Annotated in this window: 14 protein-coding genes; 12 read left to right on the top strand and 2 right to left on the bottom strand. The window is 71.1% G+C overall.

All coding sequences use genetic code 11. The features are described 5' to 3' along the window. Positions 1-20 precede the first annotated feature (20 nt). Entirely contained in the window at positions 21-665 is a 645-nt protein-coding gene (locus tag IF88_RS0104980; RefSeq protein WP_051836481.1) for a LysE family translocator, read from the top strand. Positions 666-681: 16 nt separating this feature from the next. Here IF88_RS0104980 and IF88_RS0104975 read toward each other — a convergent pair whose 3' ends face one another. Beyond that, positions 682-2,883: a BTAD domain-containing putative transcriptional regulator gene (locus tag IF88_RS0104975; RefSeq protein WP_051836479.1), complete on the bottom strand. Its 2,202-nt coding sequence runs from the start codon at positions 2,881-2,883 to the stop codon at positions 682-684. 437 nt (positions 2,884-3,320) lie between these two features. Between IF88_RS0104975 and IF88_RS0104970 the strand changes: the two genes are divergently transcribed. Both IF88_RS0104970 and IF88_RS0104965 read left to right on the top strand, forming a co-directional pair. Beyond that, entirely contained in the window at positions 3,321-3,935 is a 615-nt protein-coding gene (locus IF88_RS0104970; RefSeq protein WP_051836477.1) for an RNA polymerase sigma factor, read from the top strand. Further along, positions 3,932-4,708: an MGMT family protein gene (locus IF88_RS0104965; protein ID WP_078892720.1), complete on the top strand. Its 777-nt coding sequence runs from the start codon at positions 3,932-3,934 to the stop codon at positions 4,706-4,708. Before IF88_RS0104970 ends, IF88_RS0104965 begins: the two co-directional genes overlap by 4 nt. 93 nt (positions 4,709-4,801) lie before the next feature. Here the strand turns inward: IF88_RS0104965 and ddaH (IF88_RS0104960) are convergent, their stop codons facing one another. After that, entirely contained in the window at positions 4,802-5,668 is an 867-nt protein-coding gene (gene ddaH, locus IF88_RS0104960) for a dimethylargininase (RefSeq protein ID WP_030707664.1), read from the bottom strand. Positions 5,669-6,003: 335 nt separating this feature from the next. Between ddaH (IF88_RS0104960) and IF88_RS0104955 the strand changes: the two genes are divergently transcribed. Genes IF88_RS0104955 through IF88_RS0104915 form a run of 9 tightly spaced genes read left to right on the top strand, consistent with a single transcriptional unit; the run spans position 6,004 to position 15,389 of the window. Continuing rightward, complete coding sequence (locus IF88_RS0104955) at positions 6,004-7,317, top strand: SidA/IucD/PvdA family monooxygenase (protein WP_030707661.1); 1,314 nt, start codon at positions 6,004-6,006, stop codon at positions 7,315-7,317. 54 nt (positions 7,318-7,371) lie between these two features. After that, positions 7,372-7,740: a cupin domain-containing protein gene (locus tag IF88_RS0104950; protein ID WP_030707659.1), complete on the top strand. Its 369-nt coding sequence runs from the start codon at positions 7,372-7,374 to the stop codon at positions 7,738-7,740. Further along, positions 7,737-9,356 (top strand): class I tRNA ligase family protein, encoded by a 1,620-nt coding sequence (locus IF88_RS0104945; RefSeq protein ID WP_030707657.1) that lies wholly within the window; start codon positions 7,737-7,739, stop codon positions 9,354-9,356. Before IF88_RS0104950 ends, IF88_RS0104945 begins: the two co-directional genes overlap by 4 nt. Before the next feature lie 15 nt (positions 9,357-9,371). After that, the gene (locus tag IF88_RS0104940; RefSeq protein ID WP_051836475.1) at positions 9,372-10,700 is read left to right on the top strand and encodes an MFS transporter; all 1,329 of its coding nucleotides are present in this window, start codon (positions 9,372-9,374) and stop codon (positions 10,698-10,700) included. A gap of 14 nt (positions 10,701-10,714) precedes the next feature. Continuing rightward, the gene (locus IF88_RS0104935) at positions 10,715-11,962 is read left to right on the top strand and encodes an ATP-grasp domain-containing protein (protein WP_030707654.1); all 1,248 of its coding nucleotides are present in this window, start codon (positions 10,715-10,717) and stop codon (positions 11,960-11,962) included. Continuing rightward, positions 11,955-12,779 carry a dimethylargininase gene (ddaH, locus tag IF88_RS0104930; protein ID WP_030707652.1) on the top strand — a complete coding sequence of 275 codons (825 nt, stop codon included), beginning with the start codon at positions 11,955-11,957 and terminating at the stop codon, positions 12,777-12,779. Before IF88_RS0104935 ends, ddaH (IF88_RS0104930) begins: the two co-directional genes overlap by 8 nt. Then, positions 12,776-13,111, top strand: coding sequence for a hypothetical protein (locus tag IF88_RS0104925; RefSeq protein WP_030707650.1), 336 nt, complete (start codon positions 12,776-12,778; stop codon positions 13,109-13,111). The genes ddaH (IF88_RS0104930) and IF88_RS0104925 overlap by 4 nt, the downstream gene beginning before the upstream one ends. Next, positions 13,108-14,886, top strand: a complete 1,779-nt coding sequence (locus IF88_RS0104920) for an ABC transporter substrate-binding protein (protein ID WP_030707648.1) — start codon at positions 13,108-13,110, stop codon at positions 14,884-14,886. The genes IF88_RS0104925 and IF88_RS0104920 overlap by 4 nt, the downstream gene beginning before the upstream one ends. Then, a complete protein-coding gene (locus tag IF88_RS0104915) occupies positions 14,886-15,389 on the top strand; it encodes a YbaK/EbsC family protein (protein ID WP_030707646.1) in 504 nt (167 codons plus the stop codon). Before IF88_RS0104920 ends, IF88_RS0104915 begins: the two co-directional genes overlap by 1 nt. The last annotated feature ends 1 nt before the right edge of the window (position 15,390 follow it).

The raw sequence follows: 15,390 nt of genomic DNA, 5'->3' as shown, positions 1-15,390 counted from the left end.
TCAACACCGCCGCGTTCCTGGTGAGTTCCCTGATCGTGATCATGATGCCGGGCCCCGACCTCGTCCTGATCACGGGTCTGGTGCTGAACGGGTCCCTGAGGGTGGCCACCGCGGCGGCCCTCGGGATGATCACCGCGGGGGCCGTCCAGGCCGGGCTAGGTGCGGCCGGGCTGGCCGCGTTGCTCGCCGCCAGCCCGGAGCTGTTCGCGGCCTTCCGGTGGGCCGGCGCGCTCGTCCTGCTCGGCTGGGCGGTGCTCGCCCTGCGGCGGTTCTCCCGCCCGGCCGGCTCCGAGGGCGCGGCGGCCGGGACCGTTCCGGAGGCCGGGGCGGTTCCGGCCGGGGCCGCCGCGGTCACGGCAGCCGGCCCCTCCGAACGGCAGGCCTTCGTGCAGGGCCTGCTGTGCACCGGGTCCAACCCCAAGGTGGGCATCTTCCTGATGGCGTTCCTGCCGCAGTTCGTGCCCGTCGGCATGACCCCCGAGGCGGGAGTGCCCCTGCTGGCGGCCTGTTACCTGGCCCTGGGCCTGATCTGGCTCCTGACCTGGATGAGACTGGTCCACCGGCTCGCCCGGCACCTGCGGTCCCCGCGGACGCTGCGCATCGCCGACGGGCTCACCGCCGTCGTGTTCGGCGTGTTCGCCGTCCGGCTGGCACTCGGCGGATGACGCGGCCGCCGCCGCGTCACACCGCGTGCAACCGCTCCGTGTCCTCCCGCAGCGCCAGCCTGCGCGCGTAGCGCAGGAGCGGCGCGGGGAGCGAGAAGCGGCCGGGCACGCCCTCGCGGAGCAGGCTCGCACCGACCAGGCGCCGCAGCACGTGCGTCGCCTCCGGCGGGGTCGTCTGCGCCAGGTCCGCCATGGTGTACGCGTTGACCAGCCGTCCCCCGGTCCGCGCGAGCAGCCGGAAACAGCGGCGCACGGGTTCCGGCATGGACCGGTAGGAGGGTTCGAACGCCGCGTGGGCCGCGGCGAACAGGTCGTCGCTCGCGACGGGCAGGTCCGCGAACGCCCCGGCCTCCTGCAACTCGACGCAGAGCTGGGCGATACCGCTCCCGGGATACTCCGCGAGCCGGGCCGCGAGCAGCCGGATCGCCAGCGGGAGCCCGCCGCAGTGCCGGACCAGTGCCATCGCGGCCAGCGGCTCGGCCTCCACGCGGCCGCCGCGCACCAGCTGGCCCAGCAGTGCGAGCGCCTCGTCCCGGTCGAGCACGTCGAGGTCGATCCGGGGCACACCGTCCCGGGCCACCAGCCCCGGCAGGGTGTTGCGGCTCGTGACCAGGACCGCGCACCGCGCCGTCCCCGGCACCAGCGGCCGGATCTGGCTCTCCTCGCGGGCGTTGTCCAGCACGATCAGCATCCGCCTGTCCGACAGCAGGGTGCGGTACAGGTTCGCGGCCTCGTCGAGGGTGTCGGGGATCTCCGTGTCCCGCACGCCCAGCGCCCGCAGGAACGAGGCGAGCACCCTCCCCGGGTCCAGGGCGCGCCGGTCGCCGTACCCGTGCAGGTCGCCGTACAACTGCCCGTCCGGGAAGCGCTCTCTCGCCCGGTGCGCCCAGCGCACGGCGAGCGCCGTCTTGCCCACTCCGGGAAAGCCCGTGATCAGCGCCGCCGGGACCTGTCCGCCCCGCTCGCCGGCGGGCAGCAGCAGGAGCCGGTCCAGCTGGTCCAGCTCGGCGCCGCGGCCGACGAATCCCGTGCTCGCGGCCGGAATCTGGGACGGCCGGGGCCGCGGCGGCGGCGCGGTGGCCGGCCGCCGTACGGGCGCCGCCGGGCCGGCAGGCGTCCGTTCGGCCACCGGTCCCGTCCTCGGCCACGGAAGTTCCTGGTGCAGGATCCGCAGATGGGCGCGGCGCAGTTCGGCGCCCGGCTGGACGCCCAGTTCCTGGTCGAGCCCGTCCGTCACCGCGGCGAAGACCCGCAGCGCCTCCTGCTGTTCCCCGCAGCTCGCCAGCGCGAGCATCAGCGCTGCCTGGAGGCCCTCGTGCAGCGGCTCCTCCTCGGCGGCGCCGCGCAGCTCCTGCACCACCTGACCGGGCCGGTGCAGGTGCAGGGCGAGGTCGGCGTACAGCAGCAGGCTCTCCACCCGTTCCCGGGCGGCCGCCGTGGCGGCGGGATGGTGCGGCAGCAGCGGTTCGCCGCCCAAGAGGGGGCCGCGCCAGCACCGGTAGGCGCGTCCGGCCAGCTCGTGGGCGGCCGCCGCGTCCCCGGCCCGGTGCGCCTGCCGCGCCCGCAGCGAAAGGTCCTGGAAGCGGGTCAGGTCGACCTGGTCGCGATCCAGGGCCAGGGCGTACCCGGTAGGCGTACGCGTCAGGAACGACTCGGCGGGCAACCCGGCGACGGAGTCGGAGGGCAGCAGCAGCCGGCGCGCCTGGCTGACGTAGGTGTGGACCAGGCTCTGGTACGAGCGGGGCGGGTCGTTCGGCCACAGGGCGTGGGTGATCTCCCCCAGGCTGGCCGGCTCCGGGTGCTGGAGCGCCAGCAGGGCCAGTAAGCGCCGTACTTTCGTCGCCTGTACGGGTGTCTCGGCGCCCCGGTACCGGACGGAGAGCGGCCCGAGGATGCCGATGTGGAGGCGCTCGTCACCAGGGCGCCGGTCACCGGGTCGCCCGCCGGCGGGGCGTACGGCACCGCGCGCGGGCAAGGAGAGCTGGCGCGCCGCGTCCGCGTCGAGGCCCAGCGCGTCGGCCAGCAGCTGCATGGTCCGGGTCTGCGGGCGGAGCACCCGGCCCTGCTCGATGTCGCGCAGCGTCCGCACGCTCACTCCGGCGCGCTCCGCCAGTTCGTGCTGGGGCAGGCCGGCCCGCCCCCGGAACGAGCGCAGCCGTTCACCGAACGACCAGCCGCAGTCCTCCGTGGATCTCGTCCCGAAAACGCGGTTCTCCAACGTTCCCCCTGGTGGCTGAGGTGCAGCGCGGTGGTCCCATTCCAGCGGCTGCGAGCGGAAGGTGCGCGGCGACGGAACGCGCGGGACGCAGTCCGTTGGGATCTTTTGGGATCTTCGGATATCGGGTCACTGCGCGGTGCAGGACGGCGCGCCGCGACAGGAAAGAGCGGGAGAGGACAACGCCCGGAAAAAGATTTTCCCAATACCCCGTGCACAATGGTTGACATCGTGTCCCCCGAAATCCCGCAGGACCATGAACAATTCGAACCGTGGGGGCGCGGTTCAGCGCCCACGATCCGACCGTAACTCCAAAGCCTTGACCATCACGGGTGGATTCTGGCCAAGAACACCGTTGTTTTGGCCAGAAGCGAAAAATTGTTGTGTGCCGGCGTGCGCCCGGTGCAACGGTCTCGCGCGGTCCGGTGTTTACCAGGACGATGGACGAGATGCCGCTCCCGCTGACGGAACTGCTCGCGACCGACCTGGACGACGGGTTCACCGAACTCGTCCGCACCCAGGCGGGTGCCGTGCGCTCCGTTCTGCTGCGTCTCTCGGGCTCCGCGCGGGAAGCCGACGACCTGGGGCAGGAGACCTTCCTGCGGGCCTATTCGGCTCTGCGCGCGTACTCCGCCGAGCGCCGTCGGCAGCTCCAGCCGCGTGCCTGGCTGCTCACCATCGCGGCGAACGTGTGGCGCAACCACCTGCGCACCCTGAGCCGCCGGCCCGGCGTGGCCGACGGTGTCGAAGCGACGTGTGCCGAGACCCTGGACGACGCTCCGGGGCCGGAACAGCGCGCCCTCGACGGGGCGCGGCGGGCCCGGCTGGTGGCCGCGCTGTCGGGTCTGCCGGACCACCACCGGCTGCCGGTGGTCCTGCGGTACATCGGCGAGCTGAGCTACCAGGAAATGGCCACGGTCCTGGACTGTCCGGTCGGAACGGTGAAGGCGCAGGTGTCGCGGGGTCTGGCCACTCTGCGCGCCGAGCCCGCCTTGGCCGTCGACCGCACCCGGTACGGACCGGCCCGAGAGGAACGGAAGGAGGCGGCGGGATGAGACTGCCGGACGAGTTGGGCACCCTGCGCGAGGTGGCACCCGCGGGGTTCGCGGTACGTGTGCTGGAGCGCGCCGGTGTTCCGGCGCACCGCTACGACTGCTACGTACGCGCCGACTCCCCGGTCGGCCCCCTCTACGTCGCTCACGGGCGGGGAGCGGTGACGGGTGCCGCCGCCACGGACTGGTACGCCGACGACGGGGAGTTCGAGGAGGCCTACCGGGCCCGGACCCGGCGGTCGGTGCTCTCGGGGGCCAAGCCCCCGCCGGGTCTGGCGCGGGCCCTGCGCGGGCGGGACCGGACCCTGCGCTACGACTTCGGGCCGCTGCCCGGGGAACAGCGCGCGGTCCTCCAGGCCACCCGGCTCATCCCGTTCGGGCAGCTGCGCCCGACGGCCTGGCTGGCCCGCGAGGCCGGACTGCCCGGCCTCGCCCCCGCGGAGGTGATGGCGGCGGTCCGGGCCAATCCCGTGCCCGTGCTCGTACCGGCGCACCGGGTGTGCCGCGACGACGGGCTGCCGGCGGACTGCGGGCTGCCGGCCGGATTCGAGCGGGGACTGCGGGAATGGGAGGGCGTGGACGCCGAGCGGGTGGAGCGGTTCGTGCGCCTCGGTGCCCGTTTCCTTGGCAGCGGGACCACGCGGATCTTCTGCTATCCGACGTGCGCGCACGCGCGGCGGATCACCGCCCGGCACGAGGTGCCGTTCACCTCGGCCGACGAGGCCGCCGCCGCCGGATTCAGGGGGTGCCGCAGCTGCCGGCCGGCCACCGTGTGACGGGCGGACCGGTCGTGCCCGGCCGCCCCCCTGCCCGTCCCGCCTTCCGTGCCGCCGCGCCGGCACGGAAGGCGCGGGCCGTCACCTTCCCGCTCAGCGGTCGCGGAGTTCCAGCGTGCAGCACTTGACGCTGCCGCCGGCCTTGAGCAGCTCGGAGAGCTCGACCCCGATCGGCTCGAAGCCCCGCGCGCGCAGCTTGGCGTGCAGACCGGTGGCCGCGGCGGGCAGCAGCACGTGGCGGCCGTCGGAGAAGGCGTTGAGCCCGAACACGGCGGCGTCCTCGGCGTCGGCCAGGATCGCGCCGGGGAACATGGCGCGCAGCACCGCCTGGCTGCCCTGGGAGAAGGCGGCCGGGTAGTACATGACCTCGTCGTCCGACAGCACGGAGAGCGCCGTGTCCAGGTGGTAGAACTCCGGGTTCACCAGTGTCAGCGAGGTGACCGGGAGGCCGAAGAACTCCTGGGCCTCCGCGTGTGAGCGCGGGTCGGTGCGGAATCCGGTGCCGGCCAGCAGGCGCCGCCCGACGGTGAGGATGTCGCCCTCGCCCTCGTTGACGTACTCGGGCCACAGCGTGTCCGTGTAACCGCGGCCTTCCAGCCATCTCAGGTACGCGGGCCCCTCGGCGGTGCGCTCCGCGTGGCGGAAACGGGCCCCGAAGACCTTGCCGTCGACCACGGTGGCGCCGTTGGCCGCGAACACCATGTCGGGCAGGCCCTCGATGGGGTCTATCTCCTCGACCACGTGGCCGAGTTCGAGGTAGAGCTCGCGCAGCCCCTCCCACTGCTTGACCGCGAGGGCGTTGTCGGTGGCGTGCTGCGGGTTCATCCACGGGTTGATCGAGTACGTGACGTCGTAGTGCCGGGGCCGGCACATCAGCAGACGGCGGCGGGTGGCGACCCGGGTGGGGCTTTCGGAACGGTAGAGAGCGCCGGCGGGGGTGATGGGCTCGGTGAGCGGCACGAGGGCTCCTGATCATGGGGTGGGGAGGGAGGCCCGGCGGCCCGCGGGATGTGCGGGCCGGCCGGAAGCGCGAACGCGACTGATCACTGCGGCCAATGGAAAAGGCGTTCCGCATTGACCGGAAGTAGACGGGAACACCGGTCAATCAACCCTCTGACCAGGCCCTCCGCAGAGTTGATTGTCCGTGTCCGACTTCGCTTCCGGGCAATCGGGCGCTCCCGTGGAATGTGGACATCACCCGGTTTCGGGAGGCGACGCAAGGACGGGAAAGAGACCCCGGACCGTCCTGCCCGACCGTACGAACCTGTCCACCTGTTCCATCTGGAGGTACTTCCATGGCGCATCGCAACGTCGAACTGCTCGCAGTCGGTGCAGGACCGGCGAACCTCGCGCTGGCGGTCGCCGTCGAGGAGCTCGCCCCCGAGCTGGCCGGCGACACCCTGCTGATCGAGCGCGAGCAGGACATCGTGTGGCAGCGCGGCATGCTGCTGCCCGACGCGCTCAGCCAGGTCTCCTTCCTCAAGGACCTGGTCACCATGCGCAATCCGTGCAGCCGCTTTTCCTTCGTCAACTTCCTTCACTCGCAGGAACGGCTCGACGCTTTCGTCAACCTGGCCAGCTTCGTTCCGTACCGCAGTGAGATATCCGAGTACTTGCAGTGGGTGGCCGACGAACTGGCCACCGTAAAGGTCGAATACGGCCGCGAGTGCACCTCCGTCGAGGCCGTGAACGGTGCGGACGGCGAGCTCTCCGGCTGGGTGGTCACCCTCGCCAACGGCGACACCATCGGCTGCCGCTACCTGGTCATCGGCGCCGGCCGCGACGCCCACGTCCCCGCGGTGTTCGACGGCCTGCCGGCCGAGCGCGTCATCCACAGCACGCAGTACACGCACCGCATCGCCGAGGTGCGCGCGGACCTGCCGCACCGGGTCGCGGTCATCGGCGGGGCGCAGAGCGCGGCCGAGCTGTTCGGCGCCGCGCTGCGGGACCTGCCCGAGTGCAGGCCGACCATGATCATGCGCTCGATCGGGCTGAACGGCTACGAGAGCAGCAAGTTCACCAATGAGCTGTACTACACGTCCTTCATCGACGAGTTCTACGAGTCCTCGCCCGAGGCCCGCCAGCAGCTGCTCGCCGAGATGTACCGCTCCAACTACGGCGGTCTGTCCCCGGCCACCCTCGACGGCCTCTACCGCCAGTTCTACCAGGACCGCCGCAGCGGCCAGGAGCGCCTGGCGCTCCACCCCATGACCGACGTGACCGGCGCGCGGATGGACGGCGAGGAGATCGTCCTGACCCTCGTCGACCGCAAGTCGGGTGCCGAGCGGGAGATGCGCACGGACCTCGTGCTCCTGGGCACCGGTTTCGTCCGCGAGATGCCGTGGGCGGTCAAGGCCCTCGCGCAGTCGATCGGACTCGACGAGATCAACGTGAGCCGGAAGTACCGGCTCGACCTGGGCCGCCCGGCGACCGCCGCCTGCTACCTGCAGGGCGTCAACGAGGCCACCCACGGCATCGCCGACTCGCTGCTCAGCGTGCTCGCCGGCCGCTCCGCCGAGATCACCGAGGACATCCTCGCGCACCGCCGGACGAGATCGCTGGACATCCCGGCCCAGGAGCGCGAGCTGGCACTCGCCGGCGCGGTCTGAATCCCGCGCGCCCCTCACGAGCCGTACCCGCCTGACGAGGAGAGAACGCCCCCCATGCTCACCAAGCAACTCGACCGCGACGCACTGACGCACGAGAACGGGCTGGACGCCCAGCGCCTGCTGCCCTGGCCCGAGCTCAACGCCCCCTTCGAGGGGTCCTGGTGCGTGATACGCCCCGGCACCGCGTCGACGGCGCACGCCCACCACGAGTACGAGATCTTCATCGCCGTCTCCGGCACCGCGGTCCTGGAGTCGCAGGGCGTCCGCAAGCCCCTCGTGACCGGCGACATCGTCTACTTCGCTCCCGGCTCGGACCACCGGGTGATCAACGAGTCCGCGGAGGACTTCGAGATGTATTCGGTCTGGTGGGACCTCGACATGACGCAGCGGTTCGCAGCACGCCACGAAGGAGCCCAGGCATGACACGCCGTACGGTCATCATCGCGCCGCCGCCGACCCCCAACGGGGATCTGCACACCGGGCACCTGGCGGGCCCGTACCTGGCCGGTGACGTGCACGCGCGCTACCTGCGGGCCTCCGGCCGCCCGGTGATCTTCACCAGCGGCACCGACGACAGCCAGACCTACGTGGTGTCCAGCGCGGCCAAGGCCGGCCTGACGCCGGAGGAGCTGGCCCTGCGCTCCGCGACGCAGATCCGCGCCACCCTGGAGGCGGCGGGCATCTCCGTGGACGGCTTCGCCCCCTTCGACAAGGGGTACCGGCAGACCGTCATCGACTTCGTCACCGACCTCCACAACGACGGCGCGTTCCGGCTGAAGACCGTGCGCCTGCCGTACGTGGAGGCCACCGGCGAGTACCTCATGGAGGGCCTGGTCGCCGGCGACTGCCCGGTGTGCCTGGTGGAGAGCCGCGGCGGACTCTGCGAGTCCTGCGGACACCCCAACAACTTCGACGAGCTGCTGCGTCCGCGCTCCACCGTCGACCCGGACGCCGTGGTCACGCACCGCGAGGCGCAGATCCTCGTCCTGCCGATGGAGGAGTACCGCGACCGCCTCGCCGACTACTACGTCCGGCACCGGGACGTGCTGCGGCCGCACACCGCGCAGCTGGTCCGCGAGGCGCTGGAGCGTCCGCTTCCGGACTTCCCGATCACCTACCCCACCGGCTGGGGCATCCCGGCGCCGTTCGTCGAGACGCCCGGACAGGTCCTCAACGCCTGGGCCGAGGGCATGGCCGCCTCGATGTACTGCACGTGGTACGCGGCCGAGCAGCTCGGTGAGCACACCGACCGGTACGACGAGCACTGGCTGTCCGAGCACGGCATCGACCTCGTGTACTTCCTCGGATTCGACAACGTCTACTTCTGGGGAATGACGCACCTGGCCCTGCTGATGGCGCACGGCGACCGGTACGTCGAGCCACACGCCATCGTGTCGAACGAGTTCTACGAGCTGGAGAACCAGAAGTTCTCAACAAGCAAAGGCCACGTGGTCTGGGCCGCCGATCTGGTGGCCGAGGTACCCCGCGACCTGGTCCGCTTCTACCTGGCGCTCACCGCGCCGGAGCACTCCCGGACGAACTTCAGCCGCGAGGCGCTCGACACCCTGGCGAGCTCCCGGCTGGTCGAGCCGTGGAACCGGCTCGCCCGCCGCGTGGAGGAACTGCTCGCCGCCGTCCCGGCGGACGCGCTGCTCCCGGTGTCGCGGACCGGCGCCGACCACGCGGGCATCGTCGTCGAGCGCTTCCGCTCCCACTACGAGCTGGAGAGCTTCAGCCTCCACCGGGCGGCGGACCTGGTCGTCGTCCACCTCGACCGGCTGCTGAAGCAGGCGGACCGGGTGGCCGTGGACGTCCCGAGCGACCTCGGTGACCTGGTCCTCGCCGTCCGGACGCTGACGGCCTGCGCCGCTCCGCTGCTCGTCGACCTCGCGGCCCGTGCCGAGCGGGCCGGGGCCGATCTGACCCTGCCGGCCGGGGCGTTCACCACCGACCCCGTCGCTCCGCTGCGACTCCCCCTCCTGTCCACCGCGGTCGGGGCGTTCGCGCCCGTGGCCGAGCCGGCCGACATCCGAGCCTGACCTCCGAGGAGCACTGTGTCCACGATCGCCCCGCCCCGTCCCAATCGGGCAGAACGCCTGCTCATCCCCGCGACCTTCATCACCAACCTCGGCAACGGCATCCAGCTCACCGCCGCCTCGTACCTGGTCTTCACCGAGGCCAACACCATGCTCGCGGTGAGCTGGCTGATGATCGCCGTCACCATCCCGCAGGTGGCGCTCTCCCTGTTCTTCGGCAAGCTCGCCGACCGCTTCGACCGCCGGACCCTGGCGATGGTCTCCGACCTGGCCAGCGCCGCCGCCGCGATCGGTCTGCCGCTCTGGCTGGCCCTCGGCGGCAACCCGTCGACCGTCAGCTACGTCGCCAGCTTCATCCTGTCGATCTCCGCGGCCCTCTTCTTCCCGGCCAGCAACGCCCTGATCAAGGAGCGCATCCCGGAGTCCCGGCTCGCCCAGTTCAACGGCAACGCCGAGATCGCCATCCAGGCCGGCACGCTCGCCTCGGCGGCCCTCGGCGGCTGGGTGATCGTCTGGGTCGGCACCACGTCGCTCTTCTACTTCAACGCGATCACGTTCCTGCTCTCCGCCGTCCTGCTCTTCTTCATCGGCCGTCGTCCGGCCGGCCAGGCCCTCACCGAGGCCGCGGCCAAGGCCGCGTCGGCCGCCGCAGCCAAGCTGGCCGTCTCCCGCCCGCCGCTGGCCCGTCTCGCGGTGCTCTACATCATCGGCAACATCGTCATCATCGTCGGCAACAGCATCATGCTGGTCCTGGTCATCGAGGGCTTCAAGTCCAACGCCGGCTACCTCGGCATCGTCGACGCCCTGTTCGGCATCGGTGCGCTGTTCGCGGCCTGGGCCTTCAAGAAGATCAGCTCCAAGGCCACCGTGCTGAAGACGGCCCTGATCGGCTACCTCGCCTTCGCGGTGCTCCTGTCCATGGAGTCCATCCACCTCTACGCGATGATGGCCGTCATCCCCTTCGCCGCCATCGCCTTCTGCGTGGCACGCATCTCGGCCCGCACCGCCCTGATGAGCGCGGCGCCCGAGGAGAAGACCGGCTTCGTCTTCGGTGCCACCAACGCCTTCGGCCTCGCGGCCGGCACCACCGCCGTCGTCCTGATCTCGCTCCTGGTCGACTCCACCAACGTGAAGAACGGCTTCTACGCCCTCTCCGCCCTGGTCGTCGTCATCGCCACCATCACCGTGATCTCGCTCAGCAAGCACGACCGCGAGGTCGCCGCCGCGGCCGCCGCGGCGGAGACTGAATCCATCGCCGGGCCCGCCGCCGAGCCCGCCGCCGCGGCAGGGATCAGCGAGCCCGCCGCCGAGGCCGAGGCCCGCGAGTCCGTCCCGGCCAAGGTCTGAGGGGGGAGGCAGAGATGAAGCTGCTCGCCATCGAGGCCAGCCAGAACGCCACCTACTACATCTCCCGCTACCAGCAGGTCCAGGAGCTCGGAGCGGAGGTCTACGTCCTCAACGGACTGGGCACCGAGGACTTCTGGGACGCGGAGCGGTACCGGATCGCGGGATCCAAGCACATCGAGGACATCGTCACGGCCGCCAAGGTCTGGCACGCCGAGGAGGAGTTCGAGGGGGTCCTGACCTTCTCGGAGTCCGGGGTCGTCACGGTGGCGGTCGTCGCCGAGGCCCTCGGCCTGCCGAGCATCGGGTTCGAGGCGGCCCGCACCAGCCGCAACAAGCTGCTGATGCGCCAGGCGCACGAGCGCGGCAGCGCGGCGCACCCCGGCTTCCGGTACGCCCCCGACGTCGAGGCCGCGCTGGCCGCCGGCGAGGAGCTGGGCTACCCGCTGATCCTCAAGCCGACCCTGGGCGCCGCCAGCAACTTCGTCTTCAAGGTCGACGACCCCGAGGAGATGGCGGCCCGCTTCGCGGACGCCACCCTGGGCATCGAGACCATGACCTGGGCGCTGATGGAGGCGGACGGCCTGGACCTCGGCCCGAACGGGATCATCGTCGAGGGCTACCTCGACGGCCACGAGCACCTCATCGAGGCGCTGGCCTGGGACGACGAGGTGTACCTCGGCTCGATCGTGGACCGGATCACCGTGGAGAGCGGGACCTTCGACGACGACGTCCACCACGCGCCGAGCTCGCTGACCCCCGAGCAGGTGGCCGCGGTCCACGAGGTGGTCCGGGACGCGGCCCACGCCCAGGGACTGCGCCGGTCCGTGCTGCACGCGGAGGTGAGGTTCCACCAGGGCAAGCCCTTCATCCTGGAGATAGCGATCCGCCCCGGCGGCGGCGGACTGGACCACATGGCGCGGATCAGCGCCGGCCACGACCCCATCAAGTGCGTGGTGGACGTGGCCCGGGGCACCCGGCCCGACGTCGCGCACTACGCGCCGACCGGTGTGCACACCGCCGCCATGTGCCTGATCAGCGGGGCGGGCACGGTGGAGTCGATCGAGGTGCCCGCGGAGGTCCCGGACGCCGTCTTCTTCCTGAAGATCACGGCCACTGCGGGGACCGTCATCAAGCGTCCGCCGGCGGGCAACAACATCCTCGGCTTCCTGGGCGCCACGGGCCAGTCGCTGGAGGAGGCGCTGAGCACCGCCCACATCGTGGCCAGCCGCATCCGTACGGAGATGAGGCCGGAGCATGGCTGAGACCCCGCGGCGCACGGCCACCAAGCGCCACTACTTGATGTGCCGGCCCACCCACTTCGAGGTGAGCTACGCGATCAACCCGTGGATGAACCCCGACAAGCCGATGGACGCCGAGCTGGCGCTGGCCCAGTGGGAGCGGATCCGGGACCTCTACCTCGGCTTCGGCCACGAGGTCTCCTTCATCGACCCGGTCCCGGGCCTGCCGGACATGGTGTTCTCCGCCAACGGCGCCACCGTGATCGACGACAAGGTGCTCATCGCGAAGTTCCGCCACCGGGAGCGGGCGGCCGAGGCCGACGCGTACCGGGCCTGGTTCGAAGGGCACGGCTACACCGAGGTCCTCGTCCCGGAGCACGTCAACGAGGGCGAGGGGGACTTCGCCCCGGCCGGCCGGCGCGTGCTGGCCGGTGCGGGATTCCGCAGCGACCCCGTCGCGCACGAGGAGCTCCGTGCGTTCTTCGGCCTGCCGGTGGTCGGCCTGGACCTGATCGACCCCCGCTTCTACCACCTGGACACCGCACTGTGCGTCCTCGACGACGACCTGGTGACGTACTACCCCGCCGCCTTCTCCGAAGAGAGCCGGGAGGTGCTGCGGGAGCTCTACCCGGACGCGATCCTCGCGACCCGGGACGATGCCGACGCCTTCGGTCTGAACGCGGTCAGCGACGGACTGAACGTGGTCCTGACGGAGACCGCCACGCACCTGATCGGTGAGCTGCGCGAGCGCGGCTTCGAGGTGCACGGCGTGGACATGTCGGAACTGCTGAAGGCCGGTGGCGCGGTCAAGTGCATCACTCAGGAGATACGACACCGGTGATCGACTACGACGGCAGAAGTTTCCGCAACACCGGTTACCCGGCGGGCGAGGACGCCCCCGTCGGCCACTACCGCCAGGAAGGCGACCTGCTCTGGGCCGACTTCGACGGCGGCCCCGTCCGCCGGGGCTCGCTGAACGGCCGCGTGGAGCCCGACGGAAACCTCGAATTCGCCTACACGATGGTCCTCGCGGACGGCGAGGTGATCGCCGGCAGGTGCTGGAGCACCCCCGAGTTCCTCGACGACGGACGGATCCGGCTCAACGAGCGCTGGGAGCGCTACGGAGCCCACTCGGACAGCGGCGAATCCGCACTGGAGGAGGTACCGAGATGACCCCGCCCACCACCCCGCTCCGCGGGGGCAGCGTGACCTGGGCCTGCACCAGCGGCTTCAGCCCGGTCTTCATCTTCCCGTTCACCCCCGGCGAGTACTACGGGGTGGCCAACCTGCACGAGTTCCAGACCCTCATGTACCGCCCGCTGTACTGGTACGGCACCGGCGGCCAGCCGACCGTCGACTACGAGCGCAGCCTCGCCGAGCCCCCCGAGTGGAGCGAGGACGGACTCACGGCGACGATCACCGTCAAGCCGTACGAGTGGTCGAACGGCGAGACGGTCAACGCCGACAACGTGATGCTGTGGATGCACCTCCTGGAGGCCGAGAAGGACAGCTTCGGCGGCTACACGCCGGGCTTCTTCCCGGACAACCTGGCCGGCTACGAGAAGGTCGCCGAGGACAAGGTCAGCTTCACCTTCGACCGCGCCTACTCGCACAACTGGGTGCTGATGAACCAGTTCAGCACCATCACCCCGCTGCCGAAGGCCTGGGACCGCACCGGCGACGACCGCCCGGCCGACGCCACCCACGACCCGGCCCAGGCCTCCGCGGTCTACGCCTACCTGCGGGCCTGCAACGACGAGCGCAAGGGCTGGGACACCAGCCCCGTCTGGAGCGTGGTCAACGGACCCTGGAAGCTCAGCAGTTACACCATCGACGGCACCGCGGGCGAGTGCGTCCTGGTGCCCAACGAGCGCTACTGCGGCCCCAACAAGCCCTACCTGGACGAGTTCCGGCTGGTGCCCACCGACTCGGACACCGACCAGTACGAGATGCTCCGCCGGGGCCCCGAGGCCATCGACGGCGTGCAGATCGGCTTCCTGCCCTTCGACGAGGTCACCGAGCCGGCCGAGGACCCGCAGCTGGGCGGGCCCAACCCGCTCGGCGAGCACTACGACCTCGTGCCCCAGCTCACTTACAAGATCCATTACTTCCCGATCAACTTCAACAACCCCACCGTCGCCGGAAAGATCTTCAAGCAGCTCTACTTCCGCCAAGCGCTCCAGTCCAGCCTCGACTCCCGGGGCGCCATCCGCGACGTCTACAAGGGCTACGGCTACCCGACCACCGGGCCCATCCCGGCCCTGCCGGACAGCCCGCTGCTCTCGCCCGCCGCGCACGAGGACCCGTACCCCTTCGACATCGACGCGGCCCGCCGCTGCCTGACCGAGAACGGCTGGGACACCAGCACCACCCCGGGCATCTGCGTCCGCGAGGGCACCGGACCCGGTGAGGCGGGAGAGGGCATCCCGGCCGGCACCCCGCTGCGCTTCTCCATGCGGTACGCCAAGGGGCACGAGACGCTGACCGCGGTCATGCGCAAGTTCGCCGCGGACGCCGCGCAGGCCGGCATCGAGATCGAGCTCACCGAGGTCGAGGCGAGCGTCCTGGTCCTGGAGGACACCACCTGCACCCCGGGCCCCGACAGCCCGTGCCTGTGGGAGTTCAGCGACTGGAACGGCGGCTGGGGCTACGGCCCGGGCTTCTACCCCACCGGAGAGGCCCTCTACTCCACCGGATCCTCGGTCAACTTCGGCAGCTACAGCGACCCGAAGGCCGACGAACTGATCGCACGCACGGTGGTCAGCGACGACCTGGAGGACCTCTACGCCTACCAGGACTACATCGCGCAGCAGGTCCCGGTCATCTGGATGCCCAACTTCCCCTTCCGCCTCCTGGAGGTCGCCAAGAACCTCCGGGGCGTGGCTCCGGTCAACCCCTTCGGGCTGATCAATCCCGAGGACTGGCACTACGTCGGCGAGGAGCTGTGATGTACCAGAGGCTGCTCGACCACCTCGACGGGCACCGGGCCCGCTACCGCCTGATCGACCACCCCGCCGAAGGCCGCACGGACCTGGCGAGCGTGCTGCGCGGCCATCCGCTGGAGCAGGCCGCGAAGTGCATCGTCGTCCGCGTGAGCATCACCAAGCGGGTCGGCAAGTACGTGCTCGCGGTGGTGCCCGGTGACCGGCAGGTCGACCTGGAGGCGGTCGGCTCGCTGTTCGGCGGCGGCCGGACCGCGTTCGCGACGCCGGAGATCGCCGAGCGCCTGGCCGGCAGCGTCTGCGGCACGGTGATGCCGCTCAGCTTCCACCCCGATCTGCACCTCGTCGTCGACGAGGGCCTGATCCTCACCGAAGAGATCTACTTCAACGCGGCCCGCCTGGACCGTTCCGTGGCCCTGTCCACCCCCGACTACCTGGCCATCGCCCAGCCGCAGCTCGCGGCGATCGCGACGGCCGGCGACCGGGTCCTGACCCACTCCGCGAGGTGAC

Source organism: Streptomyces sp. NRRL F-2580 (genome assembly GCF_000720115.1).
In the GTDB taxonomy this organism is placed as follows: domain Bacteria; phylum Actinomycetota; class Actinomycetes; order Streptomycetales; family Streptomycetaceae; genus Streptomyces.
This window is presented reverse-complemented; position numbering and strand designations above follow the sequence as displayed.

What these genes read in the sequence shown, in the direction of transcription:
- IF88_RS0104935 (WP_030707654.1), top strand. Translation starts at nt 10,715, where the DNA reads ATGAAGCTGCTCGCCATCGAGGCCAGCCAGAACGCCACCTACTACATC.
- IF88_RS0104920 (WP_030707648.1), top strand. Translation starts at nt 13,108, where the DNA reads ATGACCCCGCCCACCACCCCGCTCCGCGGGGGCAGCGTGACCTGGGCC.
- IF88_RS0104970 (WP_051836477.1), top strand. Translation starts at nt 3,321, where the DNA reads ATGGACGAGATGCCGCTCCCGCTGACGGAACTGCTCGCGACCGACCTG.
- IF88_RS0104965 (WP_078892720.1), top strand. Translation starts at nt 3,932, where the DNA reads ATGAGACTGCCGGACGAGTTGGGCACCCTGCGCGAGGTGGCACCCGCG.
- IF88_RS0104950 (WP_030707659.1), top strand. Translation starts at nt 7,372, where the DNA reads ATGCTCACCAAGCAACTCGACCGCGACGCACTGACGCACGAGAACGGG.
- IF88_RS0104915 (WP_030707646.1), top strand. Translation starts at nt 14,886, where the DNA reads ATGTACCAGAGGCTGCTCGACCACCTCGACGGGCACCGGGCCCGCTAC.
- IF88_RS0104955 (WP_030707661.1), top strand. Translation starts at nt 6,004, where the DNA reads ATGGCGCATCGCAACGTCGAACTGCTCGCAGTCGGTGCAGGACCGGCG.
- IF88_RS0104945 (WP_030707657.1), top strand. Translation starts at nt 7,737, where the DNA reads ATGACACGCCGTACGGTCATCATCGCGCCGCCGCCGACCCCCAACGGG.
- ddaH (WP_030707652.1), top strand. Translation starts at nt 11,955, where the DNA reads ATGGCTGAGACCCCGCGGCGCACGGCCACCAAGCGCCACTACTTGATG.